This is a genomic window from Loktanella sp. F6476L (assembly GCF_023015725.1).
Lineage (GTDB): Bacteria > Pseudomonadota > Alphaproteobacteria > Rhodobacterales > Rhodobacteraceae > Yoonia.
This window is the reverse complement of record NZ_JALKAR010000001.1, coordinates 97,725-118,414: the sequence shown is the minus strand read 5'-3', so window position 1 is coordinate 118,414 and position 20,690 is coordinate 97,725. Positions and strand designations below refer to the sequence as shown.

The window sequence follows — 20,690 nt, the reverse complement described above, 5'->3', positions numbered from 1 at the left end:
TATTTATTGACTTACACTGCAATTGTAGGCAGAAATTATCCAAACTGACAAGGATTGTACTTATGAAATATTTGGTGGGCGAGACAGCGAACGGCGCAGCGGTTTTTGCCGTAAAGGGTAACGAGGCCGTTAATTTGACGGCTTTGGACGCTGCTGTCGGCTCTGACTTGATGGCCCTGATTGCGGATCCCGCGCTGGCAGAATCGGTTGCGGCGAAAGTTGACGGTGCTGCCAGCGTTCCAGTGACTGACATCACGCCTGCCCTGCCTGTCGCCAAGCCCGGAACGATCATTTGTCTTGGTTTGAACTACACTGACCACATCAAAGAGGGTGGCTACGACATCCCCGACTACCCTGCCCTGTTCATGCGCGGGAAGAATTCGATCATGGCAGCTGGCGCACCCTTGGTTCGCCCGACGTGTTCCGAAAAGCTGGACTACGAAGCAGAGCTGATGATGGTCATTGGCAAAGGTGGTCGTCATATTTCAGAGGCGGACGCGCTGGATCATGTGTTTGGCTATACCGTCTTTAACGACGGGTCGGTGCGTGACTATCAACGCAAAACCCACCAGTGGACCCCCGGCAAAAACTTCGACAACACGGGCGCAATCGGCCCATTTGTTGTAACGCCCGATGAAGTCCCTGCTGGGGCTGCTGGCCTGAAGATCGAAAGCCGCGTCGGGTCCGAGATTTTGCAGTCATCCAATACCGGCAACATGATCTGGTCGGTTGCGCAAACCATTGCAACTATTTCGGAATACACGACGCTAGAGCCCGGCGATTTGATCGCAATGGGCACACCACCGGGTGTTGGCCACGCCAAGAAACCGAACCCACGCTGGCTGGTCCCCGGGGAAACTGTTGATATCGAAATCGAAGGCATCGGCATTTGTTCGAACCCAATCGTTGATGAAAACGATAGCCAAGGGGTAGCGGCAGAATGAACGCGCCAACCGGTTCAGAACTGGACGCTTTGCGTGCCAAAGCGCAGGAAGACCACCGTACACTGCGTGCTCGCATCAGTCGTCTGTCCGACGATGCCATTGATCTGATCTTGCGCGAAGCAAGATCCCATTATGCGTGGACAGATCGCCCGATACCGGACGGGATGCTCGAGGAAATCTTCGACATCACCATCAATGGCGCCACGTCGATGAACACACTGCCTGCACGTTTCATCTTTGTGAAATCCAAAGAAGGTAAAGAACGGCTGGCCAAATCGCTTAAGCCGCAGAATGTCGCAAAGATGATGGGTGCGCCGGTCACTGCGATTATCGCGCAGGATATGGATTTTTGGCACGAACTGCCGTTCCTTTTCCCGCATGAAGACCGCCGCCATTTGTTTGATGGGAACGATGCCTATTGCGAAGACACCGCAGACCGCAATGCGACGTTACAGGGCGCTTATTTCATGATCGCGGCACGTGCTGTTGGTTTGGACGTTGGTGCGATGTCGGGGTTTTCAAACGCAATTGTTGACGAAGAATTCTTCAAAGGCACGCGTCTGAAATCAAATTTTCTATGCAACATTGGCTATGCCGATGAAACGGCACTGTTTCAAAAGCTACCACGCTTTTCGTTCGACAAAGTCTGTAGCGTAATCTGAGGGTACAAAGATGGCTGTTAAAATGAAAACCGTCGTGACGTACCGCGCCAAAGCCGCGTGTCCGACGCATGCGCGTACCGAAATTCCGGTGCGTGATTTGCATGTCGTTATTGATGAACCTGCGGAACGGGGCGGCACAAACCTTGGGCCAACCCCGACGGAAGCTGCAATGACAGCCTTAATCGCTTGTACCAACGTCATTGGGCATAAAAATGCAAAGCGGCTCGGCGTTGATCTGGGAGAGATCGACATCGACGCCAACTGCAAATTCGACCGGCGCGGCGTTCTCATGGAGGAAGAGATCGACGTGCCGTTTCCCGAAATCACACTCACGGTGAATTGCACCACCCCGGCCAGCCAAGAGGAGTTGGATTTGGTTGGGGTGGAGACTGCAAAGTACTGTGCCATTGCCAAGCTGTTCGAAGCAGCAGGCACGGATTTGACCGTGAATTGGGTGAAAGCAAACTAAAATCAATTGGGCGAATGCCCGTATTCTGGGAGGAATGACAAATGATGACGTGGACAAGACGCACCGTGATGGGTGCTGCGCTTGCGACGATGACGGCCCTGCCCGTCGCCGCACAAGAGACGATTTCAGCAGTTGTGATCGACGGTCATCCGGATCGCGCCCTATGGGTAAAAGAATTCACGAATTTCTTCATTCCGGAAGTTGACCGCCGTCTTGCCGAGAACGGCAATTACGTCATGGACTGGCAGGAAAACTACGGCGGCTCGATTGTGAAGCCGAAAGGCGTTCTTGAAGGCATCCAGTTAGGTTTGGGCGACATCGGGATCGTCACCACGATCTTCCATTCTTCCAAGTTGCCAAGCCAAGGCTTGTCTGCTGTCACACCGTTTGTGTCATCTGATGCTCGCGCTGTGGCTCAAGCCGTTGATGAAATTGCCCGCGAATTTCCGGCGATGCAAAACGAATTCGCAGCCCAGAACCAAGTGTATCTGGCGACGGGCGTGGTGCTGAACAGCTATCAGGTCTTTTCGACCCAAGAAGTCGCAGGAGTTTCTGATCTTGAAGGTTTCAAGGTTGCCGGCGCCGGTATGAACTTGCGCTATCTCGAAGGCATCAATGACGCAGCGGGCGTCCGTGGCGGCCTGACTGATTTCTACAACATGATGCAGACCGGTTTGGCCGATGCAGGCATGCTGTGGCCAGAAGCTGCCGCGACCTTCAAGATTTCCGAAGTAGCGCCTTACATGCTGCGCGCCGATCTGGGGGCTGTGAACTCTAAGACCGTGACGGTGAACCAAGACTACTGGAACAATCTGCCGGATGAAGTGAAAGAGGTCCTGCAAGCCGTGGCAATTGACTATCGCGATCACCTTGCAGGCATCGCAATGGATCGCGCTGCAGCCGCCGAAGAGACATATGTCGCAGCAGGCGGGACCATCGTTGATGTGTCCGAAGAAGACCGTGCTGCTTGGGCCGCCGCCATTCCGAACATTGCACAAGAATGGGCAACGACACTGAACGATAACGGTGAACCGGGCACAGAGATGCTTGAAGCATATCTTGCCAAGCTCGAAACGGCTGGTTTCACTGGCGTACGCGATTGGTCCGCCCAATAATCACTTGTCGACCCGGGAAGGGAGCACAACATGCTCAAGTCAGCAATCGGCGGTCTTTCTCGGGTCGCCAATGCCTTAGCCATGGCCGCAAATATCGCTGGAACCTTGATGGTTCTCGCGCTTGTCATCATCCTGAACGTTGACGTGGTCGCGCGGGGCCTTTTCAATTCGCCGCTGAAAGGGACATACGAAATTGTCCAGCTTTCAGTCGTCTTTATTGTCTTTTTGCAGCTTGCGGACGTTGTCCGCGTGGACCGATTGACCCGCTCTGACGGATTTCTCAACCTGCTGCATCAAAGCAAGCCACGCCTGACATCGAATATCCGGCGGATCATCAACGCCCTCTCTGCAATCTTCATGTTCCTGATTGCCTACATCATGTTCCCAGAGTTCATCAAAATGTGGGGCACGCAGGATTTCTTTGGCATCCCCGGCGTCTTTACCGTGCCGTGGTGGCCGATCAAACTTGTCATCGCAAGCGGCAGCGCGTTGGCCTGCCTCATCTTTACCATCAAAGTCATCACCGCGCAGGATCGCCCACAATTGATCCGCGCCCCAGAACATGACGACAATGCCAAAACAGGCGGCACCAAACCATGACACCAATCGAAATCGGCCTCATTTCGGTCGCTGCCATCGTTTTCCTGATCTATTCGGGCGTCTACATTCCAGTTGCCTTGGGCATGGTGTCCTTGATCTCGATTTGGTTGATGCGCGACAATTTCACTTTGTCGCTGAACCTGCTGAAGATTGCCGTCGGCGACAGTGCGATGGTCTACAGTTTCGCGACCATTCCGCTGTTTACCTTCATGGGGTTGATCGTGTCGAAAGCTGGATTAGGCAGAGACATCTACGAAGTGATGACCATGCGTTTTCGCCGCGTCAAAGGCGGCATCGGAATGGCCACAGTTGGCGCAAACGCTGTTTTTGCTGCTGTCACGGGATCGTCGATTGCATCGGCTTCGGTCTTTACCAAAGTATCTGTGCCCCAGATGATCGCCCAAGATTATAACCCGCGTTTTGCGGTTGGTGTTGTCGCGGGATCATCGGTGCTTGGGATGATCATCCCGCCGTCCGCGATGTTGATCATTTACAGCTTTGTCGCAGAGCAATCCGTCGGCGACATGTTTCTGGCAGGCGTCATTCCCGGCATCATGCTTGCGATCGCATATGTTGCAGCGATTTGGTTCATGGGGCGTTTCACCCCCGAATTTGTCGGCGGTCGCACAGTCGCTGACAGCGAATGGATGTCCGCACGCGAAATCGCATCCAAGACCCTGCCCACTGTCGGTCTGATCACCATTGTGCTGGGTGGCATCTATACCGGTTGGATGACTGCCGTCGAAGCAGGTGCAACGGGATCGCTTGTCGCGCTAATCATTGCGCTGGTGCGTCGGTCGATGACGTTGAAAGGCTTCTGGGAAGCGCTGCTGGAAACCGGTCACATCACAGCCGCCATCCTGTTTTTGATCACGGCCGCTTCGATCTATAGCCGCATGTTGGGCCTCGCCGGTCTGCCGAACCAGCTGCAAGACCTACTGGCGGGCAATGCTGCGTCATTCTGGACCGTTATGCTGCTTTACGTCTTGCTGATGATCTTTCTCGGTACGATTTTGGACACTGCATCCATCATCCTGATCGTCGTGCCACTGTTCCTGCCGCTGGTCGAAGCGATGGACATGTCGTTGATTTGGTTCGGCATTATCACAGTGGTTGGGGCAGAAATCGGGCTGCTCACGCCGCCGCTGGGCATATCCTGCTTTGTGATCAAATCAACGCTGAACGATGACAACATCACGCTCAAGGACGTGTTCATGGGCGCCCTGCCCTTCGCCTTTGTGATGCTGATCATTTTGTTCATTCTGATCGAATTCCCAATTCTCAGCCTTGCACTACTTTAAGGACCTATCGCCATGCTCAACGTGACCAAAGACAATATCACCGACGTTTTCAAAAGCTACATGGCCGACGACATGGCACCGCGCACCCGCGAAATCATGTCGGCACTGGTGCAGCATATGCATGACTTTGCCCGCGAAACGAAGCTAACTCATGACGAATGGCGGCAAGGGATCGCGTTTCTGGAAGGCTGCGCCGCGATCGAAACCGAAGACCGTCACGAATTTGTGCTGGCCTCTGACGTGTTGGGAATGTCGTCGCTGATCGACATGCTGCATTCCAGTGATGAAGCGACATCATCGTCCGTTTTGGGGCCATTCCACGTTTCCGGCGCGCCGCCGTTAGAGGTTGGCGGCGATATGAAACGCAGCTTTGGCGGTCCTGTTTTGCTGGCCGAAGGCGTCATTCGCGATACGAACGGCACACCAATTCCAGGTGCTGAAATCGACATTTGGCAGACTGCCCCAAACGGGCTTTATGCCAGCCAAGACGAGGACCAAGACACATTTTCGTTCCACGGATTGATGACCGTCGGCGACGATGGCCGCTATGCGTTCACGACCGTTAAACCCGTTGAATACACGGTGCCGTCAGATGGTCCGGTCGGCGGCATTCTACGGGCATGCGGGCGTCACCCTTGGCGGCCGTCACACCTGCACTTTATCGTGAAAGCGCCCGGCTACCGGACGCTGGTGACCGAAGTCTTCCCCGATGACGATCCGTACCTTGATCAAGACACGGTGTTTGGGGTGCGTGATGATCTGGTCATGACCTATGTTGAGCAACCTGCGGCATCATTCCCTGAAGGGATGGCGCTGTCCGGCAATGTGGACACCCCATATCTGTCGGTGAATTTCGATGTTATTCTGGCGCGCGACTAAACAGCAGCGCCCTAATCAACGGGTCAGCAGCCCAAGCAGACGATTTTCGATCGCATAAAGACCGTGACGGTTAGCCGATGTGGCGTCGATACTGTCCTGTCCGGCTAAGTCGATTACTGCCGGATGGATGTAGCTGTTTCGCGCGACTGTTGGCGTGTTGTGCAACCGCGTCGCTGCGGCCTGCGCGATATCTTTGATTGTCGCGCTGCCTTGTTCTGCACAGGCAAATCCGGCAACTGTGCCTGCCCAAGTCCGAAAGGTTTTCGCTGTAACCGCATCGTCGCCTGCCGCGTCGGCCAGATAGGCGTTCAACTGATGCGACGACAACGTTTGCGGTGTTCCGTCTGCGTCGACCCAGCTTAACAACGCGCCGCCCGGCACATCGTTCATGTCATGTAGAAGTCGTTGCAGCTTCTTGTCCGTAACGGTTTTGTGCACTTTCTTGCCGCCCTTGGCCGTAAAGTTCAGCCCGATCTGTTCCCCGTCAAACGACACATGCCTGCGACGCAGCGTGAGGGCCCCATAGCTGCCGTTTTGCGCGGTATAGTCAGGGTTCCCGACACGGAGCGATGCGCGATCAATCAACATGACCGCTGCGGCGAGCGCAAATTCGACGTCACCGGGATCAGTTTCGACGTCACGGGCAATCCGACGCCTGATCTTCGGCAATACCTCACCAAAATCGGCGAGGTGATCGAATTTGGTTTGGGATTGTGCGGCGGACCAATCGGGGTGGTAGCGATATTGTTTGCGGCTGCGCGCATCGCGCCCCGTCGCTTGAAGATGTCCGTTAATCTGTGTGCAGATCCATACATCTTCGTAGGCGGGCGGGATGCCTAATGCCTCGATCCGTTTACGTTCTGGCCCCCGCGCAATCGTCGTGCCGTCGGGGCCGACGTAGGAAAACCCACGGCCGCACTTGCGCCGCGCAATACCCGGATCTTTGTCAGACACGTAAACAAGGTGCGAAACCATGGGCGTGCCCTTTAGCGCAAGCCGAGGAACGAAAGGACAAACAGGATGACGACGATAAGGCCGATAATATAAATAATGCGGTTCATAGCTTAGGTTCCTTGATAAATTGCTACGCACGTTTGTTGGCGCGTCGATGTTCAAGGAACTGGGTGAAGCGGAAAGAGTTCCACGGCATTACTGCGACACCGCCAAAGGCCCGTTTAGAAATTCTAACGTTTCAGTTCTTCGACAAGGAAATCGTAGACCCTTCGGATCCGTCTGCTCGTCGTCAATTCGCGATGTGCGACAAGCCATATCGGGAAAGTCAGCGGTTCGAGATCAGGCAAGACACGCACGACGGCGGGTTCTGCATCGCCAATCAGGGAATCGAGGATTCCGATTGCAGTGCCCTGCTTCACGAGTTCCCACATTACCAAATAGCTTTCTGTCAAAAGCGGAAAGTTCGCCTCTGTCAGCCCCAGCCCAAGCGTGTTGAGTCCTTTCAACATCATCCCGGCCCTGTCCAGATTCACAAAATCCGCATGCCGCAAGTCGTATGGCGTCTTGGGCGACCCCAACTGATCGATATAGGCTGGCGTCGCGTACAGGATCGCATCGGCCATACCGATCTTTTTCGCGACGAGATCGGGTTCGGTTGGGCGGAAGTTCCGCAACGCGATATCCGCTTCGCGCCGCAACAGATCACTGGCCTGATTGGTGACGACAATTTCGACGTGAATGCCGGGTTCTTCTTTGCGCAGTTTCGCGATGATCGGCGGCAAGAGGACAGCAGCGTAAGTTTCGCTGGCAGAGATGCTAATCGTCCCCTCCAGCGCTTGCGATTGGCCAAGTGCGGCCAGCGAAACACGGCCTGCGGCCGCCCCCATGTCGCGCACATGTTCGAGCAATTCCAACCCGCTTGGCGTCAGGGTGAGGCCCCGCCCGACCCTTTCAAACAGAACCACGCCCAATTCCTGTTCCAAGCCGTCCACTTGCCGTCCCAGCGTCGGCTGCGCCATGCCCAGCGCGCGTGCGGCGGCAGACAAAGATCCTTCTTCGGCCGTCACCAAGAACGCCCGTGCCTTATTCCAATCAAATCTTATCGCACGCCAATCCATGCACATATGCATATCAAACTAAGAAATTTGGTCAATTCGCATGAATTCCCGTCTGCCGTACACTTTTCCCAACAGAAACGCAGTTATCGCCAAACATTGAATTGGCGCGGAAAGGAATGACCATGACCCGAACCATTCATCATCAATGGGACGCTAACGCCGCACGTTATGCTGGTGCGCTTTACCTCGCTATCGCCGTCTGTGGCGGTTTCAGTATTGGGTATGTGCCGATGCAAATCGTTGGCTCTGACGGCGCGACATCTCTTGCGAACTTAGCAGCTAATGAAGGGCTGTTCTTGCTTGGCGTGTTTGCCGATTGCGCTGTCATCTTGTTCGAATTGGCTATCACGGCTGTTTTGTACCAGTTGTTCCGATCCATCAGTCCGTTGATGTCAACGATTGCGCTAATTTCCCGCGCAGGCATGATCGTCGTCATGGGTCTGAACCTGCTGATCTGGGTGCTGCCCTACGCATCAATGCAATCGGCATCAGGCCCGAACGTATCGCCGGAAATGGTTCAACTCAGCTTTCGAGCCCACGACCTTGGTGTTTTCGTCTGGCAGCTTTTCTTTGGGGTACATTTGCTCGCGCTTGGCTGGCTAACAGTACGATCGTCAATCGTGCCGACCATCTTAGGGCGCGGCCTGTTCATTGGGGCCTTTGGTTACCTGATCCAAGGTGTCGTCGAGCTAATGTTTATCGACCTACCGATCATTAACGCGCTCGTCATCTTGCTCCTGATCATCGTCACAGTGTCTGAAATCAGCTTCGGTCTTTGGTTGCTGATCCGCGGCGCACGCAAGCCATCCGCAACCGCACTTTCATGTGCCTAAAGGACAACCAAAATGTTTGCTTCTTCATATACGCAATACGGCTCACCTGACGTTCTAGAGCTGATCGAATTGCCAACGCCCGCACCAAAGTCCAACGATATCCTCGTGCAAATCGTCGCGACCACCGTAAGCGCGGGGGATTGGCGGGCGCGCAGCCTGACGATGCCAAAGGGGCTTGGTTTGGTTGGCAGATTGGTGTTCGGCATCACAGGACCACGCAAACAAATCCTTGGAACAGAGTTTTCGGGCGTTGTTGTCGCGAAGGGCGCGGATGTCACCAATTTTGAAATTGGCGATGCCGTTGTCGGGTTTCCCGGCGCTTCCTTTGGTGCCCATGCCGAATTCATTACTGTGCCGGCCAATGGCAAAGTCGTCCGCAAACCAGACAACCTGTCATTTGAAGACGCCGCCGCAATCCCGTTTGGGGCAACGACCGCCTACGATTTCCTCGTAAACAAGACAAAACTACAAAAAGGGCAAACCGTTTTAATAAACGGCGCTTCGGGCGCGGTGGGGTCGGCCTGCGTACAAATTGCGAAACACATCGGCGCACATGTCACTGCGGTCTGCAGCGGAAGAAACGTCGCATTGGTCAAGGAAATAGGGGCGGACAAGGTCATTAACTACCGCGAGCAATCAGTCATATCACCGACCGATACCTATGACGTCGTTGTCGACACAGTCGGCACGCTGTCATGGGCGCAGGCCCAACACTGTATCAAAGTCGGGGGCAAAATGGTCCTGATCGCGGGCAAAACGTCCGACATGATTTTTGGCGGGATCAAAGCGAAACTGGCGGGCAAGACAATGATTGGCGGTGTGGCAAGCGAAGCACCGGATATTCTTGCGGCGGTTGTTCAACTTGCGGCACAGGCGAACTATCGGCCTGTGATTGATCGTGTCTTTGCATTCGACGATATGCAAGCCGCGCATGCCCATGTCGATACGGGACGCAAACGCGGCAATGTTCTGATAACCGTAGCACAACCGTCCAACATCGAAATTGTCGCTTGAATGGCGTGGCAGGATTGAAGGCGGCGGACAATGATCGCCCGCCCCTTTTCCAGAGGTTTTGCCCCACGAAACCGATCTAACGAAAACCTGATGGAAACGTGAAGCTCGCATTGCGCTTTTCGAGGTAGTTTATCCCGAAAAGTCCCAGCGCATAGGAACCGTCATGTTTCGCCAAGCCATCGCCACAGTAATCGCCGTTTGTCTATCCTCCGTCCCTGTTTGGGCGCAGACGACGACGTCGCTCCCTGACTATGTTATCGCCGCATTTGGCGAACCTCCGGCGATCCCGGGAGGGCCGCTGACCGCAGATACCATCGCCGCAGTGGATGACGTTCTCGCCATTGCGGTGAACCAGTCAGACTGGTCTCCGACAGATACAGACGCCTTAGATATCATTGCCCAAACAAGCGATCCGCGCCTTGTTTGGCTTTTGACGGACATGCAACGTTTCGCGTGGCGTCCAGAGTTTCGCGCGGCGCTGACCCGCGTCGCCGCAGACATACTTGATACATCTTTCGAAAGCGGTCGCCAGCGCACCGAAATCATCAACAAAATGATGGCATGGGATATACCCGCATATCCGGATTACCTAAGCCATAAGGCCCGCGTTTTCACGAACTACGTGCCGGGATGGGAGACCTTATTTGTCGAAGGTGACATCGATTGGCATCTGGTCGACTGGGGTGGGGTGAATATTGATGCACGGCCCTATGACACCACAGATGAGATCTGCCACTGCATCCCCGCGATCGACAACCCGGAGGTCGACACCGCCGAAGACGCCACTTGGCTGCAAGACGACGACATCGTATTCGGGATCGCCATAAATGGCGAAGCCCGCGCCTACCCCCGTCGCATCATGGAAGTGCGTGAAATGGTGAATGATACACTGGGCGGTCGTGATCTTGGCATCCCATATTGCACCCTTTGCGGTGCTGCACAGGCTTATTTCACAGATCAACTGCCCGCAGGTGTGCAGCGGCCAATTTTGCGCACATCCGGCCTGCTGATCCGGTCGAACAAGGTAATGTACGATATCGAAACCAAATCCGTTTTTGATACGTTTACTGGCAAGGCTGTCGCCGGACCGCTGGCAGAAACGGGACTGCAATTGGACCAAGCAACCGTCATTACAGCCGATTGGGGCACATGGCGGACCACCTTTCCTGACACAACCGTATTGAAGGAAGAATTGGCACTGGGCCGCGATTTTAATCTGCGCGAAACACGCGATGCAAACGGCCCGATCTTTCCAGTTGGTGATGTTGATCCACGGTTGGGCGTCCATGAAGACGTCATTGGGGCGATTACCGCGAATGGAATGCCAGTTGCCTTTCCCCGATCGCTCGCGGTTGCTGCCCTCAGTGCAGGACAATCAGTGACGTTTAACGACGTGAAACTGGAGCTCTTTGCTGGCGGGCTTCGGGCCGTTGGGCCTGACGGTCAGGACCTCGGAAGCCACCAAGCATTCTGGTTCGCATGGTCCCAGTTCTATCCAAACACGGCGCTTTGGGAAGGGTAAGCAGCAAGGCGCGCCTCCCTTCCTTTAACCAAAGTTATCGGCAGAATTCGCCCTGCATGACCTGACCTGCATTCGTCACCGTCGCAGTTGTGTAGTCATAGCAATTCGCCTGATCCGACGGGGCGTACCGTATGTAATAGTCCTGTCCTTGATATGTGTAGTCCATGCTCCGGCTACCATCATCGTTTTGCGTGAAAACAAGGTCTTCCACCCCGCCTCTTGGGGGACGACCCGGCTCTGCCCCACCACCGGCAGTCGCCGTTAGCGGACGCACGCGCGGCAACCGATCAAAGTCGGCCACAACGCCCATCAAACATTGCACTATATAGGGCGCATCAGGTGAGGTGTGATAGCGATACCCAAACGTATCATCCATTTGGCCATTACAGACGTCCAACGACCCTGCGATGATTGCGGATCCATCGGGGTTGCTATCGCCGTAGATGGGGTAGCCATCAAATGCCCAACCGATAATGGCATCCGGTCCCGCATTTTCCATCTGCGCGATCATGCAGCTTGGGGCCACATGGTAATGGTAGTCATCCCCGCGACCCGCATGGCCCCCGCAGACATCAAGTTGCCCAGTCTGCAATGTATCGTGCTGTGCTTGATGATGGGCCAAATCGGCGTCGGTCATTTCGCCGCCACCTGTGTAATCGTAGATCGGCACGCCATTCACCGCGACACCTAGTGCGGCGTCACGGGTCAACGGGGTGCCGCTAAAAACCGGAGCCAACAGGATCGGCGCGCTATAATCTGCGGGAACCGGCACCTGTTCGTTCGTCGCAACGATCCCGGTCATCATGTCATGATCGGGAAAGGTATCGGACGTGAGGGTCGCGTGGCTATCCGTACAAGTCACTGTGACACTGGCGCTAAACCCGGCATCAGCAACAGAATCTGCAACCGCAGCACAGTGATCTTCGTGTGCCGCGGCGGGGGCTGCGAAAAGGCACAGGACCGAAGCAATATAAGCGGGACGTGTCATGTTTGGTGTCCTTCGCAAGAGGGTCATTCGACCGTTAAACGGCACAGAACTGTGTTGCTTTGTTCAAGATCAGGGCCCCAGATCAATTCCGCATCGTCAGCCCAGTTGATCCGGTCATAGCCGTCTTTTGGGTCCACCTGCTGTTCAGTATAGACATCGGCCGCGGGCCAATCTGTAGCGTCGAACGCTGCGGTGTCCCACCCTGCCGGTTCGTCTTCAATTTCAAACGCGCATGCACCAGCACTAGCCACGGGATCTGATGCACTTTCGCAAGATTTATCGAGCGGGGCTGTATGGATGACGTGGCATTGCCAGTCACTGTCACTGACGGCCACGATGTCGCCGGTCTCATCAGTAATCTGCACGATGACGCCGCCGTCGCCCATTTGTTGTCGACCTGTTCCGATGTATTCCAATCCGGTGTCATTTTCTTTGAAATCTTTGGCCACCAGACCAATCACAAACGGACGTTCGGCTGCAAACGTAAAGCTTTCCGCATTGAAAGAGCGTTCGGTTGTAATCGACACGCTATCTTCGGCCACCTGTTCGCCGTCTATGCGCATTTCGAACCAATTATCTGCCCAGACGTCAGCTGAAAAAGTCTCTGCGTGCGCGCTGCCCGCAGCAAGGCCTAGAAAGATGAGGGTTGGAATTGTCGTGCGCATGGGATTGCTCCTGTCTGGATGTCTTTGAACATTTAACGTGCAAGGTAGACAGTTCCGTCGCATTCTTTTCGATCATTTTCAGCACACGCGGCAATTCCAACGATCCAAGATTACATTCACACTACGGGTAACGCATTTGGTGATGAAATCGGTACAATCTGAGCCAGTTCCTATTCTTGGTATTCATCCATTCGCGCCCCCTGCGGGTCATCAATTGCGCATATGTCTTGCAACACTGTCGTGAAAGTGCGCGTAGCAACCGACGGGATTTCTTCCGCCCTGCTCATGATGCCGACTGCGCCTTCGGTTGCTCCGGTATCCAACGCAATCATCTTTAAGCGGCCTTTTGCGATGTCGTCGGCGACCACTCCCTGACTGATGATCCACACGGCGGTAGGGTCCGCTAGTGTCACAGCACGTCCAAAAACAGGTGATGCGGTTTCAATCCTATTGCGGAAAAGCGGCACGCCTTTCGAAATAAGCATCCGAGCAACAAGTGGGCGGATCGCTGCATCTTTTGGTGGGTATAAGACACGGTAAGCTTCAAGTTCCGCAGGATCACGCACAGCCAACGCGGGGCTATCTGGTCGGGCAACGATGACGACCCGTTCAGAAAATAGCTGCTGAAAGATAAGACCGATCATCGTACCGGGTTTGCCTAGACGCCCCACCACAATATCGATCGTTCCACTGCGCAGACGCGTTGTCAGATCAAGATGGGCCCCTTCATGGATTTCCACCTGAGTATTCGGGCTTCGCGCTGAAAAGGTCAAAACGGCCTGCGGCAGAAGCGACGATGCAACGCTTGGTAAAGCCCCAATTTTCAACCGCCCCGCCGTACCTGCGGACGCTTGGATGCTGCGAAGACCATGGCGCAAAGCCGCTGTGCTTTGTTCGGCAAACTGCAGGAAAACTTCGCCTTGCGGTGTCAAAGACACGCCCGAACGGCTTCGTTCGAGGACTTTCGTGTCAAGAATGTCCTCGAGCTCTTTCAGGGTTTTGGAGATCGCGGGTTGGGTCAGGTTCAACTGATCCGCTGCCACCGTGAAACTACGTGCCCGCGCAATCGCGCTAAATGCATCGAGGTGCCTGAATTTGATACGTCGATCCACATTCATTCCAATATAAGCATGAAAAACACACAATAACTCATTTTAAATATCGTTCCAAGTATGGGAAAAATCGTAAAGGAAGGGAGGACCATGTGAGAACGCAAGTCGCAATCATCGGTGGCGGGCCATCGGGTCTGTTGCTGTCGCAGCTATTGCACACGCGTGGCATCGACAGCGTTGTTCTTGAACGTAAGACTAAAGACTATGTCTTGGGCCGAATTCGTGCCGGTGTTTTGGAACAAGGCCTTGTTGCGTTGATGGAAGAAGCGGGGTGCGCGGATCGTTTACATGCCGAAGGCATATTGCACGATGGGACCCTGATTTCTTATGGCGATGACATGTTCCGCGTCGATTTCAAGGAACACACAGGCACGCCGGTTGTGGTTTACGGTCAAACCGAAGTGACGCGCGATTTATACGATGCGCGTGAAGCGGCAGGTCGAAAGATCGAATTTAACGCCCAAGATGTTGTGATCCATGGGGCAGATACGGACACGCCGCATATCACCTATTCCGTCAACGGTGACGCACGCCAACTAGAATGTGATTTCATCGCAGGCTGTGACGGTTTCCACGGGATCAGCCGCCAAACCATTCCGCGCAATGTTCGCCGCGAATACGAAAAGGTTTACCCGTTCGGCTGGCTTGGCATCCTGTCCGAAACGCCGCCGGTTAATCACGAACTGATCTACGCGAATTCACCGCGTGGCTTTGCATTATGTTCGATGCGCAACGAAAACCTAAGTCGCTATTACATTCAATGCGACTTAACCGATAAGCTAGAAGATTGGACAGATGACGCGTTTTGGGCAGAGCTGAAGCGGCGCATCCCAGCGGATCAGGCTCGCAAACTTATCACAGGTCCCAGCATCGAAAAATCGATCGCGCCGCTGCGGTCTTTCGTGACAGAACCGATGCGCTGGGGCCGGCTTCTTTTGTGTGGTGACGCAGCCCATATTGTGCCGCCGACAGGCGCCAAAGGGTTGAATACGGCCGCTTCAGACGTGCATTACCTTTATAATGGCCTACGCGATTACTATGAAAACGACAGTAGTGACGGGATTGATGCCTATTCACAAAAAGCGCTTTCGCGTGTTTGGAAGGCGGAACGCTTTAGTTGGTGGTTCTCGTCGTTGATGCACAAATACCCGGATCAATCCGAATTCGATCTGAAAATGCAGGTGGCTGAAATCGAATTTCTGCGCACAAGCGAAACCGCCCAAAGATCAATGGCCGAAAACTATGTCGGTTTGCCTTACTGATGAGAGTGGTCCCATTGGGACTAACCAATGTAGGGACGATGAAGCAGATCGTTCGGATCCCGAACGTTCACCTGTAACAATTCAGGCGTTTTACGATTTCATTCGCAAACATCCTAGATGTGATCCGCCGATCTTTATCGATGCAAGTCCCGAAACGTAAATCGAGACCGCCCAAGAGGTTTTCGGTCAGCGCAGTACTGCGCTGACCAGATGATGTATCAGGCGGATTGCATATCAACCGCTGCCCCGTCGTATTGCCCGGTCGTGGCTGCCATAGCCAACACATGGGCGACATCCGCACGGCTCGCCATGGCGGATTTGTCGACTTCACTGCCAACAATCACATCGCTGCTTCGCCCATCATCCGTAAGCGCCACAGGTCGCAAGATTGCATAGGTCATCCCCGATGCTTTCAGATGCTCGTCCGCGTCGTGTTTAGCTTTCAAATAATGCGCCAAATCACCGGATGGATCAGACTGATCCGCACCGACAGAACTGAGCATGACAAAACGTTCGGCCCCGGCATCCTTCGCCAGATCCACCAGTCGCATCGCGCCGTCGCGGTCAACTTTATCGGTCATCTCGGGGCCGGTTGACCCGCCAGATCCTGCGGCAAAGATCACAACGTCTGCGCCATCGCAAACGCCTGCCTGCAGATCAGTGAGGTCTGCTTGCCGTAGCTTCGTGGCCTTGGGCAATTGGCTCGTGTCGGAACCATCGCGCACCAGTGCTGTGACACTGTGCCCTTGGTCCAAAATCTCTTGGGTCAGGATACGGCCGGTTTTACCGGTCGCACCGGCGATAAGAATATTCTTGGTCATGTCGTTTCCTTTCTTGTTCAAACGCTCGGGGCCATTGGGCCCGCGGCTTCTATTGCGGCGATGTAGCCCGGCTGTTCTTGCAAAACGTCCCAGTAGGTCGCGATCGCAGGATGGCCGCCCAATAGGTCAAGCTGCGCCAAAAGTGCGATGATGTAGGACATCTGGATGTCGGCCAGCATGGCGCGCTCGCCAAACAAGAGTGGGCCGTCACCAATCAGCTGGATGATGAAGTCGAGATGTTGATTCAATGCCGCACGCGCCTTGTCCGGCACGGGTTTGCCGTCAAAAGCGGGCAGAATGGCTTGCAGCGCGACCTCGGCGAAGGATGCTTCGACATAGTCGAGCACCGCTTCGTGTTGCCAATAGGCCGCGGTGTCCTGCGGCGGTGTGTGACTGTCATCACCATATTTCGCCGCAAGGTAGCGCAGGATCGTAGCCGATTCCGCGACCATTTCACCGTCATCTTCGATCACTGGGGATTTCCCCAACGGATGCACCTGCTTCAACGCGTCTGGAGCGCGAAAGCTATCTGTGCGGTCATAATCCACACGGTTGCAGGGCTGGCCAAGATCGGCCAGCAACCACAACACGCGCGTGGCGCGGGAATATTTTAATGCATGTAGTGTAATCATGAGAAAAAGATCGCCTTTGCGTTTGTGAATTCCTTCATGCCAAAACCGCCGTGTTCGCGCCCGTAGCCTGAATCCTTCACACCACCGAAAGGCATGTTTGGATCAGCGGCACCAAAGGTGTTGATCCGGACCATCCCCGTATCGAAATGATCGCGGGCGAGTCTTAGCGCACGTTCTTCGTCTTTGCTGAAAATCCCGCCGCCAAGACCGTACCGGCTATCGTTGGCGATGCGCATCGCATCTTCGTCGTCCTTCGCGCGGATGACTGCGGCGACTGGTCCGAAAATTTCATCATCGTAAGCGGGCATACCCGGCGCCACATCTGCGAGAACAGTCGCAGGGTAATAGGCCCCTGTGCGGTCAGGTGCTTCGCCGCCGCAGAGAATTTTTGCACCGTTTGCGACGCTTTTCTCGACTTGTTCTTTCACCGTGTCGAACTGGTCTTCGCTGGACAACGGCCCAAGCTGGGTGTCGTCGTCAGTTGGATCGCCCAAGGTGATCGCCTGCATCTGTTCAACAAATGCGGACATGAATGCGTCATAGACCTTGTCCGTCACCACGAAACGTTTGGCGGAAACACAGGTTTCGCCATTGTTATACAAACGGCCCATCACGGAATATTTGACGGCCGTATCGATGTCGGCGTCTTCCAACACGAGGTAGGCGTCGTTTGACCCCAGTTCGAGCACTGTCTTTTTGAGCGCCTTGGCAGCCGTTGCACCAATATGGCGCCCTGCCCCGTCGCTACCCGTCATGGTCACACCGCGCACAAGCGGATGTTCGATTAGATCATCGCTTGTTTCGTAGTCGATTAGAATGACCTGAAACAGATCCTCGGGCAAACCCGCTTCAATACACAGCTCGCGCAGACGCAGGCCCGATCCTGTACAGATACTTGCGTGCCTCAGCACACAGCCATTGCCCGCCATCAGGTTCGCCGCCAAAACGCGGACCGGCTGATATAATGGGAAATTCCACGGCTGAATCGAATAAATTACACCGATGGGTTGGTGCGTGACCACGCCACGGGATTCGTTTTGACCATGCACGCGTTCTTCGTCAGCCAGAACGTCCGGCCCGTTTTTCGCAGTGTAGTCAAAGATTGCCGCACAGATTTCGACTTCGGTTTTGCCATCTTTGATCAGCTTGCCCGTCTCAAGGGTCATCAGCTCTGCCAATTCATCCGAATGCGCACGCAGAACTTCGGCAATCCGCGACAGATAAGGGGCGCGTTCCGCATGTGATTTTGTCCGCCAATCAAGAAAGGCCGCGTGTGCTGCTTCCAGCTTTTGCACGGCTGTTTCTTTGGTCATCAAGTCGTAGGTTTCAATCGTCTCGCCTGTGGCGGGATTGGTCGTAGTGATCGTCGACATGGTGTCTCCTTCAAGCGTCTAAGCGTTGGGGGGACAACATCGAGATCATGATTTGGTTCCTGCCGATCCTTTGCGATTCCGGCGCATCACCGAAACGTTATCGCACCGTTCAATATCCTCGCTGGCGATCAACGCAGTCCGGCACCTGACCCGTTCGAAAATAGGTTGCGATGTTTTTTGCGGCGACTTCAGATGCAGTTTTCATGTTGGTCGGCGCTGACACATGGGGCAGAATTGTCAGATTATCAGTGCGCCACAAACGATCCGTCTGCGGCAGCGGTTCGACTGCAAAAACATCCAATACGGCGTGGTTGAGATGCCGCGCCGCCAGCATATTCAGCAGTGCATCCGTTTCGATGATCTGCGCACGGGCGAAGTTGATGACCGATGCACCGCTTTTCATACGTGACAAACGGCTGCGGTCCAGCAAACCGCGCGTTGTTGTGGTAAGCGGTAGCAAAACAACGACGATATCGCTGACGTGTAACAAATCGGTCAGGCCGTCTTCGCCGGAAAAACAACGGACGTTTGGTATGGATTTGGGCGACCTGCTCCAGCCCAGCACATCAAAACCGTGCTGTGCTAATGCGGCGCAGGCGGAACGACCTAATGCGCCAAGCCCTAGAACGCCGACCTTGCGATCCTCGGGCAGGACGACGTCGTGTTGTTCCCAAATGCCGGACGCCTGTTGGGATACGTATTTTGGCAGATCGCGGTGTAGGTACAACGTCATTGTCAGAACGGCTTCGGCCATTGTTTTTGCCAACTGCGGATCGGTCATCCGCACGATTACAACGTCATCCGGTAAGCTATGCACCAGATTTTCCACACCAGCCCAAAGGCTTTGCACCCATTTCAGGTTTGGAAATTGCGACAGGTGGTCGGGGTCAGGATTTGCGACAAGGGCGAGCTCTGCGTTTGCGAATTCGAAGTTCGGGTCAAATGGCACTATAAGGAAATCTGGCAGCGCAGCCTGCAGCTGGACCGACCACGCGTTGAGCGACGCAGCGCTGATATTGCTGACAAAAGGGATGATAGGTCGGTCTGTCATGTGGCGAAAACATTTGTTTGGTCCTTGAAGCCTTTCACTTCAATCGGATTGCCTGATGGGTCGCGGAAGAACATCGTCGCTTGTTCGCCAGGTTCGCCCGCAAACCGTAAACTTGGTGGAATGATGAATGCGACGCTTTGGCTTTCAAGGTGCGCGGCCAAGGCTTTCCAGTCACCCATCTGAAGGACGACGCCAAGATGTGGCATTGGGACCAAATGATCGCCGACATGACCCGTTGCTTCGGTTTTGAAGGGCTCGCCAAGATGCAGCGAAATCTGATGCCCAAAGAAATTGTAATCGACCCATGTTTGCGTCGAACGCCCTTCCGCGCACCCGAGTGTTTCGCCGTAGAACTGGCGGGCCGCATCAAGGTCGCGGACGTTATAGGCGAGGTGAAAGGTGCTTTGCATCGTGGTCTCCGTAGTATTTTCGGAGACAGAGTAGCGCGCAGGCAACAAAACGAATAATGAGCATCTCGATGGTCAATCGAAAGAGATAGTTTGGATATTCGTTACCTGCAGACCTTACTAGACGTCGTCGATGGCGGGTCACTGGCGGAAGCGGCGCGCCGTCAAAACCTGACCGCGGCTGCCGTCGGTCAACGTTTGAAGGCGCTAGAAAACGAACTTGGCGTGGTTCTTGTCCGCAGGTCAGGGCCAACCGTGCGCGCGACCCCCGCATGTACGCGGATCATCCCGCGCATCAAAACGATCATCGCGGAAACCGCCCTTTTGCCAAGCGACATCGCAGCGGACGGTTTGGCCGGTCCGTATCGGCTCGGTGTGATTTCAACCGCGTTGGCCGACCACGTGCCATCGCTGATCAAGCACCTTCGGGCGGTCGCACCTGACGTTGATCTGACCGTTACGCCAGGATCATCTGCCCATCTGTTTGACCTGCTGTCGCGTGCCGAATTAGACGCGGCCATTCTGGTTGCACCGCACTTTGCGCTTCCCAAAAGCGTGAGGTGTGAAGTGTTGGAGGAGCAATCGTTTGCATGGGTTACGCCAACTAAAGCTGCGTCATCGGATCTGCCACTTATCGTATACGACAAAACGTCGTGGGGTGGCGAAATCGCGTGGCGCTGGATCGCGCAGAATCTGAAATCACAGAACATACTCTGCGAGATGGATGCGCCAGAAACCGTCGCGAGTTTGGTCGCGGGCGGCGCAGGTCGCGCCATTTTACCGATCTGGGCGGGCCTGTCGAACACGGCAGGGATCGACATTGAAATCATCCCAGAACTGCCGAAGCGATCTGTCGTGTTTGCACATTCTGCATCGCCTATTGATGAAACTTGTCAGGCGTTTTTCAAACGAAAAATCGTCCTTTAGGGCCAAATTCTGCAACGCAATCCGCCCTACCTCCCATCGCC

At 54.7% G+C, this 20,690-nt stretch carries 22 protein-coding genes; 12 read left to right on the top strand and 10 right to left on the bottom strand.

The window, feature by feature from the left end:
* Nucleotides 1-62: 62 nt before the first annotated feature.
* From MWU61_RS00545 to MWU61_RS00515, 7 genes are read left to right on the top strand one after another with little or no spacing between them, the layout of a single operon-like run.
* On the top strand, nt 63-944 hold the full coding sequence (locus tag MWU61_RS00545) for a fumarylacetoacetate hydrolase family protein (protein WP_247125892.1): 882 nt from the start codon (nt 63-65) through the stop codon (nt 942-944).
* Nucleotides 941-1,606, top strand: a complete 666-nt coding sequence (locus MWU61_RS00540) for a malonic semialdehyde reductase (RefSeq protein ID WP_247125891.1) — start codon at nt 941-943, stop codon at nt 1,604-1,606. Before MWU61_RS00545 ends, MWU61_RS00540 begins: the two co-directional genes overlap by 4 nt.
* Before the next feature lie 10 nt (nt 1,607-1,616).
* Nucleotides 1,617-2,075: an OsmC family protein gene (locus MWU61_RS00535; RefSeq protein WP_247125889.1), complete on the top strand. Its 459-nt coding sequence runs from the start codon at nt 1,617-1,619 to the stop codon at nt 2,073-2,075.
* Nucleotides 2,076-2,116: 41 nt separating this feature from the next.
* Nucleotides 2,117-3,190: a C4-dicarboxylate TRAP transporter substrate-binding protein gene (locus MWU61_RS00530; protein WP_247125887.1), complete on the top strand. Its 1,074-nt coding sequence runs from the start codon at nt 2,117-2,119 to the stop codon at nt 3,188-3,190.
* Between the two features lie 30 nt (nt 3,191-3,220).
* Nucleotides 3,221-3,790, top strand: a complete 570-nt coding sequence (locus tag MWU61_RS00525; RefSeq protein WP_247125885.1) for a TRAP transporter small permease — start codon at nt 3,221-3,223, stop codon at nt 3,788-3,790.
* The gene (locus tag MWU61_RS00520) at nt 3,787-5,091 is read left to right on the top strand and encodes a TRAP transporter large permease (protein ID WP_247125883.1); all 1,305 of its coding nucleotides are present in this window, start codon (nt 3,787-3,789) and stop codon (nt 5,089-5,091) included. Before MWU61_RS00525 ends, MWU61_RS00520 begins: the two co-directional genes overlap by 4 nt.
* Before the next feature lie 12 nt (nt 5,092-5,103).
* Nucleotides 5,104-5,970 (top strand): dioxygenase, encoded by an 867-nt coding sequence (locus MWU61_RS00515; protein WP_247125882.1) that lies wholly within the window; start codon nt 5,104-5,106, stop codon nt 5,968-5,970.
* Between the two features lie 15 nt (nt 5,971-5,985).
* Here the strand turns inward: MWU61_RS00515 and MWU61_RS00510 are convergent, their stop codons facing one another.
* The gene (locus tag MWU61_RS00510) at nt 5,986-6,945 is read right to left on the bottom strand and encodes a DNA topoisomerase IB (RefSeq protein ID WP_247125881.1); all 960 of its coding nucleotides are present in this window, start codon (nt 6,943-6,945) and stop codon (nt 5,986-5,988) included.
* Between the two features lie 209 nt (nt 6,946-7,154).
* Entirely contained in the window at nt 7,155-8,054 is a 900-nt protein-coding gene (locus MWU61_RS00505) for a LysR family transcriptional regulator (RefSeq protein ID WP_247125880.1), read from the bottom strand.
* Between the two features lie 110 nt (nt 8,055-8,164).
* On the opposite strand from MWU61_RS00505, the gene MWU61_RS00500 reads away from it, so the two are divergent.
* From MWU61_RS00500 to MWU61_RS00490, 3 genes are all read left to right on the top strand, one after another.
* Nucleotides 8,165-8,875, top strand: a complete 711-nt coding sequence (locus tag MWU61_RS00500; protein WP_247125879.1) for a DUF4386 domain-containing protein — start codon at nt 8,165-8,167, stop codon at nt 8,873-8,875.
* Nucleotides 8,876-8,887: 12 nt separating this feature from the next.
* Nucleotides 8,888-9,889 carry an NAD(P)-dependent alcohol dehydrogenase gene (locus MWU61_RS00495; protein ID WP_247125878.1) on the top strand — a complete coding sequence of 334 codons (1,002 nt, stop codon included), beginning with the start codon at nt 8,888-8,890 and terminating at the stop codon, nt 9,887-9,889.
* A 163-nt stretch (nt 9,890-10,052) separates the two neighbouring features.
* On the top strand, nt 10,053-11,411 hold the full coding sequence (locus MWU61_RS00490) for a DUF3179 domain-containing (seleno)protein (protein WP_247125877.1): 1,359 nt from the start codon (nt 10,053-10,055) through the stop codon (nt 11,409-11,411).
* A 34-nt stretch (nt 11,412-11,445) separates the two neighbouring features.
* On the opposite strand, the gene MWU61_RS00485 is transcribed toward MWU61_RS00490, so the two are convergent.
* The 3 genes from MWU61_RS00485 to pcaQ all read right to left on the bottom strand — a co-directional run bounded on the left by MWU61_RS00485 (nt 11,446) and on the right by pcaQ (nt 14,182).
* On the bottom strand, nt 11,446-12,399 hold the full coding sequence (locus MWU61_RS00485) for a YHYH protein (RefSeq protein ID WP_247125876.1): 954 nt from the start codon (nt 12,397-12,399) through the stop codon (nt 11,446-11,448).
* Nucleotides 12,400-12,422: 23 nt separating this feature from the next.
* Nucleotides 12,423-13,064, bottom strand: coding sequence for a PEBP family protein (locus MWU61_RS00480; protein WP_247125875.1), 642 nt, complete (start codon nt 13,062-13,064; stop codon nt 12,423-12,425).
* Nucleotides 13,065-13,234: 170 nt separating this feature from the next.
* Nucleotides 13,235-14,182 carry a pca operon transcription factor PcaQ gene (gene pcaQ, locus MWU61_RS00475; RefSeq protein WP_247125874.1) on the bottom strand — a complete coding sequence of 316 codons (948 nt, stop codon included), beginning with the start codon at nt 14,180-14,182 and terminating at the stop codon, nt 13,235-13,237.
* Between the two features lie 86 nt (nt 14,183-14,268).
* Between pcaQ and pobA the strand changes: the two genes are divergently transcribed.
* Nucleotides 14,269-15,438, top strand: coding sequence for a 4-hydroxybenzoate 3-monooxygenase (gene pobA, locus MWU61_RS00470; RefSeq protein ID WP_247125873.1), 1,170 nt, complete (start codon nt 14,269-14,271; stop codon nt 15,436-15,438).
* A 218-nt stretch (nt 15,439-15,656) separates the two neighbouring features.
* On the opposite strand, the gene MWU61_RS00465 is transcribed toward pobA, so the two are convergent.
* The 5 genes from MWU61_RS00465 to MWU61_RS00445 all read right to left on the bottom strand — a co-directional run bounded on the left by MWU61_RS00465 (nt 15,657) and on the right by MWU61_RS00445 (nt 19,725).
* Nucleotides 15,657-16,259, bottom strand: a complete 603-nt coding sequence (locus MWU61_RS00465; protein WP_247125872.1) for an SDR family oxidoreductase — start codon at nt 16,257-16,259, stop codon at nt 15,657-15,659.
* Nucleotides 16,260-16,276: 17 nt separating this feature from the next.
* A complete protein-coding gene (locus MWU61_RS00460; protein ID WP_247125870.1) occupies nt 16,277-16,891 on the bottom strand; it encodes a glutathione S-transferase in 615 nt (204 codons plus the stop codon).
* Entirely contained in the window at nt 16,888-18,264 is a 1,377-nt protein-coding gene (locus MWU61_RS00455) for an NAD-dependent succinate-semialdehyde dehydrogenase (protein WP_247125868.1), read from the bottom strand. The genes MWU61_RS00460 and MWU61_RS00455 overlap by 4 nt, the downstream gene beginning before the upstream one ends.
* Nucleotides 18,265-18,373: 109 nt before the next feature.
* A complete protein-coding gene (locus tag MWU61_RS00450) occupies nt 18,374-19,315 on the bottom strand; it encodes a glyoxylate/hydroxypyruvate reductase A (protein WP_247125867.1) in 942 nt (313 codons plus the stop codon).
* A complete protein-coding gene (locus MWU61_RS00445; protein ID WP_247125866.1) occupies nt 19,312-19,725 on the bottom strand; it encodes a VOC family protein in 414 nt (137 codons plus the stop codon). Before MWU61_RS00445 ends, MWU61_RS00450 begins: the two co-directional genes overlap by 4 nt.
* Before the next feature lie 90 nt (nt 19,726-19,815).
* On the opposite strand from MWU61_RS00445, the gene MWU61_RS00440 reads away from it, so the two are divergent.
* Nucleotides 19,816-20,649 (top strand): LysR family transcriptional regulator, encoded by an 834-nt coding sequence (locus tag MWU61_RS00440; protein ID WP_247125865.1) that lies wholly within the window; start codon nt 19,816-19,818, stop codon nt 20,647-20,649.
* The last annotated feature ends 41 nt before the right edge of the window (nt 20,650-20,690 follow it).